Consider the following 7,597-nt stretch of genomic DNA (forward strand, 5'->3'; position numbering starts at 1 on the left):
ATCCAGCTTGGTGCAGTCCTTGCAGAGACAGGAGCTGCCTGCGGAGGAGCCTGAGGTGGTGGCGTTGGGGTCGCGCCCGGCGAAGGAGTCGCTCAGGGCACGGTGGCTGCTCAGTGCCACGCTTCTGGTGGCCGCGATGCTGGTGCTGGATCGGAACAGGTCGCCGGCTGCGGAGGCGAGCAAAGCGGTTGCGGCAGGAGATGCTGAGCTTTTCCGCGCCGGCAGCGGAGATTCAGAAGCACGGCTGGCTTGACTGGACCCATCCAGCAGAAGAAAGGCAGCGGCCGTGGATAGCGTCCGATTCGACGTGGCAGTCAAGACCATCTTGCGAAGGATTATTCAAGGAGAGTCACCCCCTGCGTGGCAGTTCAGTTCCCACTGGCCGAAGTATTCAGGACGCACAGAGTTGAGCTTCCCAGTGCCCTGGGGCATTGACTTCTGTTCGGAAATACCTCTGCCAGTGAAGCGCGAATCTGCCCAGCTTGATTATGGGACGACCCCATCGGGGGTGTCTTTGATTTGACAACGACTTACCGGGAGAATCTGATGCCTGGAGGTGAGGAGTGGCTGAGGCTTTGGCTGAGAAATGGCGCGTTTCTTTTGACGTGCTGTTGGACAGCCCGATCACCATGGGGCCGCTGAGATGGAACTCAGCGCTGCCGTGGCTTTGCGCTGGAGGTCGGCTGGGGGCTGTCCGAGGCTCCCTCCGCCATCGCTGTCCCAGCTCCGTGCTTCTGGCGCTCCAGCCAGCGCCAGCACAGGCATCCGCTGATGGTGGCCGCCACCAGCCCCACCAGGGCGGAGCCGAGCAGCAGCCGGGCGGTGAAGCTCCAGCCCAGCTGGCGCAGGGTGTCGTGGCGCAGGATGGCGCCGCCGGGCCAGCCCCGGCCCGGGCCCAGCAGCAGGCAGCCCAGCTGGTAGTTGAACCAGTAGAGAGGTACATAGGTGATCGGGTTGCTGATCCAGGTGCCCGCCGCCGCCAGCAGGTGGTTGCCCCGCACCAGGCTGGCCAGGCCCACTCCGAGCAGGGTCTGGAAGCCGAAGATCGGAAAGCAGCCCATGAACACCCCGGCCGCCAGGCCCCGGGCCCGCTGACCGTGGCTGCCCTCCTGGCGCCACAGCCATTCGATTCCCTGACGCAGCTTCCTCTTCAGGGCGCCCAACGCCCGCGGCAGGGACGGAGACTGGAGCCGAAACGGTGCCATGCAACCAGTGACGCGGGGAGAGGGCACGCTGGAGGCGAACCCTAATGGGGACACCATTGCCGCCATCGCCACCGCCGTGGCGGCCGGGGCCGGCAGCGTGGCGATCGTGCGGCTCTCGGGGCCCCGGGCCGAGGCGATCGGCCGACGCCTGTTCGAGGCCCCCGGCGCCCAGAGCTGGGACAGCCATCGGGTGCTCTACGGGCACGTGGTCGACCCGGCCGATGGGCGGCGGGTCGACGAGGCCCTGCTGCTGCTGATGCGGACTCCCCGCAGCTTCACCCGCGAGGACGTGGTGGAGTTCCATTGCCACGGAGGCCTGATCGCCGTGCGGCGGGTGCTGGAGCTGGTGCTGGCCGCCGGCGCCCGCCTGGCGCTGGCGGGGGAGTTCAGCCAGCGGGCCTTTCTCAACGGCCGTCTCGATCTCACCCGGGCCGAGGCGATCGCCGAAATGATCGCCGCCCGCAGCCGCCGGGCGGCCGATCTGGCCATGGCCGGCATCGACGGCGGCCTGCAGCGCCGCATCGTCGGCCTGCGGGAGCGGCTGCTGGATCAGCTGGCCGAACTGGAGGCCCGGGTCGATTTCGAGGAGGATCTGCCGCCCCTGGACGCTGCGGCGGTGCGCTCGGCCCTGGCGGCGGTACGGGCCGAGCTGGACAGCCTGGTGGCCGAATCCCGCCAGGGGGAGCTGCTGCGGGAGGGTCTGCGGGTGGCCATCGTCGGCCGCCCCAACGTCGGCAAATCCAGCCTGCTCAACCTGCTCAGCCGCCGCGAGCGGGCCATCGTCACCGACCTGCCCGGCACCACCCGCGACCTGCTGGAAAGTGAGCTGGTGCTCGACGGCGTGCCCCTCACCCTGCTCGACACCGCCGGCATCCGCCCCACCGACGACCGGGTGGAGCAGCTGGGCATCGACCGCAGCCGCCAGGCCCTGGCCGGCGCCGATGTGGTGCTGCTGCTGTTCGATCTCGTGGCCGGTTGGACCGCCGCCGACCGGGAACTGATGGAGCAGGTGCCCGAGGGGGTGCCCCTGCTGCTGGTGGGCAACAAGCTGGATGCGCTCGGGGATCGCGATGGCGACCTTCCCGAGCCAGCCGCTCCGGCCCCGGCCACGCCTTCGATGCCCCAGGCCTCGATCAGCGCCCTCACCGGCGCGGGTCGCGACGCTCTGGTGGCGGCGTTGCTGGGCTGCTGTGGGGCCGGTGAGATCCAGGGCCTGCAGGTGGCCCTCAACGACCGCCAGCGGGAGCTGGCCGCCGGTGCGGCCGCCAGCCTCGAGCGGTCGCTGGAGACGGCGGCCCGGGATCTCCCCTGGGACTTCTGGACCATCGACCTGCGCGCCGCCATCCAGCAGCTGGGAGCGATCACCGGCGAGGAGGTCAGTGAGGCGGTGCTGGATCGGATCTTCTCCCGCTTCTGCATCGGCAAGTAGGCGCCGGAGCCATCACGAAACGCTCACGGCGGTTGACCGCTGACCGTCGAGCGCCAATGCTTTGGAGAACGATTCCCAGGGCACCGGATGCAAACCGTCGACTGGCTCTGGATCCTCCACCCCGCCCTGGCGGTGGTGCTGATCTATCCCCTGATCGGCATGGTGGCCCGCCTCGGCATCCAGGCCCGGGCGCGCCGGGTGGAGAAGGCCAAGCTGCCCCCCACCACCGGCCGTGACCATGCCGACCTGGGCCAGTGGCTGGCGGCGGGGGTGGTGCTGCTGGTGCTCGTCGCTCTCACGGTGGTGATCGCCACCAAGACCCCCCCGGGGGAGTTCGCCGGTGGCAGCGGCCGCGCCCTGCAGCTGCTGCTGGTGCTGATCGGCACCGTGGTGTCCCTGCTGGCCCTCTGGCGGGTGAAGGCCAAGGCCTACCGTCTCGTCTTCGCCCTGCTCACCTGGGCCGGTGTGCTCGGTCTCGGCGCCCAGCCGGAGGTGTGGCGCCTCAGCGACAACCCCCTGAGCGCGGAGTTCTGGCAGTCCCACTACTGGTCGGGGGTGGCCGTGGTGGGCCTGATGATCTTCTCTCTCGCCGCCCGCCCCGAGATCCTGCGCGACCTGCGCTGGCGCCGGCTGCACATCACCGCCTCGGCCCTGGCGGCCCTGCTGTTCGTGGTGCAGGGGATCACCGGCAGCCGCGATCTGCTGGAGATCCCCCTGGCCTGGCAGAAGCCCACCATCTACGCCTGCGATCCGGTGCAGCGGGTCTGCCCGCCCTTCGCTCCGGCGGCTCCCGCTCCGGACGCTCCGGCACCTGCCCCTGAGGGCACCTGACCGGGAGCTGGCCCGCGAAGTCCGTTCGCTGTGGCCCCGCATCATGGGGTGGCCTCGCTCTTACCGCCTTGGACGGCATCCCCGTGCTGCCCTTCACCCCCCAGCTGGAGGCCCAGCTGCGCGGCTGGCTGGCCGAGGACCTCGGCCGCGGCGACCTCACCGCCCCGGCTCTGATCGGCCGCGGCGGGCGGGCCCACTGGATCAGCCGCGGGGACGGGGTGTTCTGCGGCGGGGTGCTGGTGGGGCCCCTCCTGGCCCTGCTGGATCCCTGTTCCTCGGTGCGGCTGCTGGTGGGTGATGGGGAGCCGGTGCGGGAGGGTCAGCGGCTGCTGGAGCTGGAGGGGCAGGCGTCCGCCCTGGTGGCCGCCGAACGCACCGCCCTCAACCTGGCCATGCGCCTCTCGGGCATCGCCACCGCCACCGCCGACCTGGTGGCGGCCCTGGCGGGCAGCGGCGTGCGCCTGGCCGACACCCGCAAGACCACCCCGGGCCTGCGGGTGCTGGAGAAGTACGCCGTGCGCTGCGGCGGCGGCTGCAACCACCGTCTTGGCCTGGATGATGCGGCCATGCTCAAGGAGAACCATCTGGCCTGGTCCGGCGGGGTGGAGCGGGCCATGGCGGCGGTGCGGGCCTCGGCCCCCTGGCCGTCCCGGGTGATCGTGGAGGCCGAGACCGCCGCCGAAGCCGAGGCCGCCGTGCGGGCGGGGGCCGATGCGGTGCTGCTCGACGAGTTCAGCCCCGAGGCCCTGGCGGAGCTGGTGCCGCGGCTGCGGGCCCTGGCGCCGACCGTGCTGCTGGAGGCTTCCGGGGTGCGGCCCCAGCAGCTGGCGGCCTATGCCGCCACCGGCATCGATCTGATCTCCACCAGCGCCCCTGTCACCCGCAGTCCCTGGCTGGATCTGAGCATGCGCTTCACGGCCACCCTGGCCTGAGCCCCCGCCGCGACGGCCCCGCCGGTGAAGAATCCCCACGCGGTCGCCGCGCCCGTCGCCGGCGGCTGAAATCGTTGCCACAGTGGCCGGTACGCCCCGTCCGCCCCTTCGTGCCGCAGCGAGACCCCTCTTCCGGCCCCATCCTGCGGCACCACCCCTGGCATCGCTTGCCGTCCTTGCTGCAGCGGCTGGGCACCTCCACGGGCCGGGTCGTCGGCCTCGGCGCCGGCCTTCTCGCCGCCCTCGGTCTGCCGGCGGCAGCGCTGGCCGAAACGGTGATCGAGCAGGCCGCCCGCACCGGCGAGATCACCATGGCCGGTCCCGTCGGTGTGGTGCCCCTGGCCTTCGTCGACGACAAAAAGCAGCTGGTGGGCTACTCCCTCGACATTGGCCGCCGGATCGAGGCCGAGGTGGCCGACTACCTGGGCCGGCCGGTGAAGGTCGTCTACACCGTCCAGGAAGACACGGCAGCCCTGTTCCGTGACGTTCACCGCGGCGACGTGGACCTGGCCTGCGGGGTGCAGTTCACCTGGGAGCGGGAGATGCACGTCGACTTCTCCATGCCCTTCGCCCTCTCGGGCATCCGCCTGCTCACCCGCCAGGGGACCCTCGACGGCGCACCGGCAGCCCTGGCCGGCCAGCGGATCGGCGTTGTCAAGGACTCCCTGGGCAGCGCCACCCTCACCGCCCTGCAGCCGAAGGCGGTGACGGTGCCCTTCGCCGGCATCGAACCGGCGGTGCGGGCCCTGATGGCCGGCAAGGTGGCGGCCGTGGCGGGGGATTCCCTGCTGCTGGCCGGAGCGGTGCAGGGACTCGGCGGCAAGGGCTACGGCCTGGTGCCGGCCCAGGCCTTCAGCCACTTCGCCGTGGGCTGCATGCTTCCCGAGAACCAGTCCACCTTCCGCAACCTGGTCAACCTGGCCATCGCCAAGCTGCTGCAGGGCTATCTCAACGGCAATCCTGCCGATGTGGCCACCGTGGAGCGCTGGCTCGGACCGCAGGGGATCCTGGAGCTGCCTCCTGAGGTGATCCGGGCTTACTTCCAGGCCGTTCTGCTCGGTTACGAGTCGATCCGGGCCCCGGCCGCCCCCGCCACGCCATCCCCCGCCTCCCCCGTTCCCGCCGCCCCCCGCTGACCCCCATGACCATCACCTCCCGCACGGCCCTGCTCGGCGCCTTGCTGGCGATCGCGGCCCTGGCGGCCCCAGCGGCCGAGGCCAGGGCCTTCGATGGTTCTCCTTCCCCGGCGTCCCCCTCCAGCATCGAACTTCGCTTGCGGCGCATCTCGGCAGCGATCCGGGAGCGCCACGGGGCCTCTGCCGAATCGCCGCTTCCTGAGGGCGATCAGCTGGCCTACGGCTTCGGCAATGGTGGCCGCGGCGGTTTCGGCAACGGGGCCCGGGGTGGTTTCGCCAACGGCGCCCGGGGCGGCTTCGCCAACGGCAGCGGCTACCGGGGCGGCTTCGCCAACTACCACCCCTATTACGGCGGCGGCGGGGCCTTCGCCAATGGCGGCGGCGGCTTTGTGAACGGCAACTACGGCGGCGGCTTCCTCAATGGCGGCCCCATCCGCGGCGGCGTGTTCCGCAACTGGTAGGAGCCGTGCCGCCGCCCCCCATCCGCTGCGGCCCCCTCTCCCTGCTGGTGGTGCAGCCCACGCCGTTCTGCAACCTCGACTGCGACTACTGCTACCTGCCGGAGCGTGACAACCGAGGCCAGCTGGATCCAGCCCTCCTGGAGCCGATCCTGGAGCGGGTGCTGGCCAGTCCCTTCCTGGGGGACTCCCTCACCCTGCTCTGGCATGCCGGTGAACCCCTGGCCGTGCCGATCGCCTTCTACGACGAGGCCAGCGCACGGCTCCGCTCCGCCCTTGCCCGCCACGACGGCCCAACCGTGGAGCTGCGCCAGGCGATCCAGACCAACGGCACCCTGATCGACGCCGCCTGGTGCGACTGTTTCGAGCGCAACGGCATCGATGTGGGGGTCAGCCTCGACGGGCCCGCCTTCCTGCACGATGCCCATCGCCGCACCCGCACCGGGCTGGGCAGCCACGCCGCCACCATGCGCGGCATCGGCTGGCTGCAGCGCCGGGCCCTGCCTTTTCATGTGATCAGCGTGATCACCGAGAACGCTCTCGACCACGCAGACACGATCTTCGAGTTCTTCCTGGCCCACGACATCAAGGAGGTGGGTTTCAACATGGAGGAGACGGAGGGGGAGAACCGGGTCTCGAGCCTGGAGCGGCCCGGCACCGAGGCACGCTGGCGTGCCTTCCTGCAGCGGTTCTGGGAGCTCACCGGTCGCCATCCCGGTGCCCTGCGGCTGCGGGAATTCGAGCAGGTGTGCGCCCTGGCCTGTGGTGACGCCAGGCTCGAGCGCACCGACATGAACAAGCCTTTCGTGATCCTGAACGTGGACTACCGGGGCCATTTCTCCACCTTCGACCCGGAGTTGCTGGCGGTGAAGACGCAGGAGTACGGCGATTTCGTGCTCGGCAACGTGCGCACCGACAGCCTGGAATCGGTGCTCGCCACCGAGAAGTTCCAGCGCATGCACCGCGACATGGCTGCGGGGGTGGAGGCCTGCCGAAGCAGCTGCGACTATTTCGGCCTCTGCGGCGGTGGGGCCGGCAGCAACAAATACTGGGAACTGGGCACCTTCGACGGCACTGAAACCCAGGCCTGCCGCTACCGCATCAAGGCCGTGGCTGACGTGGTGCTGGCGGGCATGGAGCGGGAGTTGGCCATCGGCGCCGACGTCTGAGCCTGGTCAGATCAGAGGCTGGATGGAGCCAGGCCAGGGGGTGGTTGGCGAGGGGGTGGAATTGGCGGCCGGGAACACCGGGGCCATCAGATCGGTGGGAGTGGGATCCAGGACTCCACAGCAGGAGAGCGCGCTCAGGGATGGGACGGGATCGGCGAAGAAAGCCAGATCCGCGGGCAGGACATCACCGCCGGCCCCGTGGTCGAGATCATTGTCGTGACCCAGTTCCGGTTCAGCAGCGAACCCCTGGGCGGAGCCGGTGATCGGATCCACCAGTGGAGCATTCCCCGTCGCCATCAGACCGCTGGCCCCGTGCGTGGCGGCGTTGTTGGGCTGGGTTGTCAGGGGCGTGCCTGTGGCATCGACCATGAACTGCTGCTGGAGCTGGAGGCCCTGGCTGCTGGAGGGTGGAAAGAGGCCGCTGGAGGAGATGTAGT

At 70.4% G+C, this 7,597-nt stretch carries 9 protein-coding genes; 6 read left to right on the forward strand and 3 right to left on the reverse strand.

The window, feature by feature from the left end; all coding sequences use genetic code 11:
• Positions 1-183 (reverse strand): hypothetical protein (locus tag KUG41_RS06230; protein WP_216902232.1); only part of this gene is annotated, 183 nt, incomplete at its 3' end.
• A gap of 467 nt (positions 184-650) precedes the next feature.
• The gene (locus KUG41_RS06235) at positions 651-1,205 is read right to left on the reverse strand and encodes a DUF2062 domain-containing protein (RefSeq protein WP_216902234.1); all 555 of its coding nucleotides are present in this window, start codon (positions 1,203-1,205) and stop codon (positions 651-653) included.
• On the opposite strand from KUG41_RS06235, the gene mnmE reads away from it, so the two are divergent.
• From mnmE to grrM, 6 genes are all read left to right on the forward strand, one after another.
• Positions 1,204-2,634, forward strand: coding sequence for a tRNA uridine-5-carboxymethylaminomethyl(34) synthesis GTPase MnmE (gene mnmE, locus KUG41_RS06240; protein WP_216902236.1), 1,431 nt, complete (start codon positions 1,204-1,206; stop codon positions 2,632-2,634). The genes KUG41_RS06235 and mnmE overlap by 2 nt on opposite strands.
• An 87-nt stretch (positions 2,635-2,721) precedes the next feature.
• A complete protein-coding gene (locus tag KUG41_RS06245; protein ID WP_216902238.1) occupies positions 2,722-3,465 on the forward strand; it encodes a DUF4079 domain-containing protein in 744 nt (247 codons plus the stop codon).
• 77 nt (positions 3,466-3,542) lie between these two features.
• On the forward strand, positions 3,543-4,397 hold the full coding sequence (gene nadC / locus KUG41_RS06250; protein WP_216902247.1) for a carboxylating nicotinate-nucleotide diphosphorylase: 855 nt from the start codon (positions 3,543-3,545) through the stop codon (positions 4,395-4,397).
• Positions 4,398-4,507: 110 nt separating this feature from the next.
• Positions 4,508-5,533, forward strand: coding sequence for an extracellular substrate binding-like orphan protein GrrP (gene grrP, locus KUG41_RS06255; protein WP_216902240.1), 1,026 nt, complete (start codon positions 4,508-4,510; stop codon positions 5,531-5,533).
• A gap of 5 nt (positions 5,534-5,538) precedes the next feature.
• Positions 5,539-5,994: a GrrA/OscA1 family cyclophane-containing rSAM-modified RiPP gene (gene grrA / locus KUG41_RS06260; protein WP_216902242.1), complete on the forward strand. Its 456-nt coding sequence runs from the start codon at positions 5,539-5,541 to the stop codon at positions 5,992-5,994.
• A 5-nt stretch (positions 5,995-5,999) separates the two neighbouring features.
• Positions 6,000-7,160 (forward strand): cyclophane-forming radical SAM/SPASM peptide maturase GrrM/OscB, encoded by a 1,161-nt coding sequence (gene grrM, locus KUG41_RS06265; RefSeq protein ID WP_216902243.1) that lies wholly within the window; start codon positions 6,000-6,002, stop codon positions 7,158-7,160.
• A gap of 6 nt (positions 7,161-7,166) precedes the next feature.
• On the opposite strand, the gene KUG41_RS06270 is transcribed toward grrM, so the two are convergent.
• Positions 7,167-7,597: hypothetical protein (locus tag KUG41_RS06270; RefSeq protein ID WP_216902245.1), on the reverse strand; the 431-nt coding region annotated here is incomplete at its 5' end.

The sequence above is a fragment of the Synechococcus sp. CCY 9618 genome, from assembly GCF_019038415.1.
GTDB lineage: Bacteria > Cyanobacteriota > Cyanobacteriia > PCC-6307 > Cyanobiaceae > Cyanobium.

Bases quoted from the DNA above. Each gene is read 5' to 3' on its own strand.
- mnmE (WP_216902236.1), top strand. From the start codon at position 1,204: ATGCAACCAGTGACGCGGGGAGAGGGCACGCTGGAGGCGAACCCTAAT.
- KUG41_RS06235 (WP_216902234.1), bottom strand. From the start codon at position 1,205: ATGGCACCGTTTCGGCTCCAGTCTCCGTCCCTGCCGCGGGCGTTGGGC.
- KUG41_RS06245 (WP_216902238.1), top strand. From the start codon at position 2,722: ATGCAAACCGTCGACTGGCTCTGGATCCTCCACCCCGCCCTGGCGGTG.
- grrA (WP_216902242.1), top strand. From the start codon at position 5,539: ATGACCATCACCTCCCGCACGGCCCTGCTCGGCGCCTTGCTGGCGATC.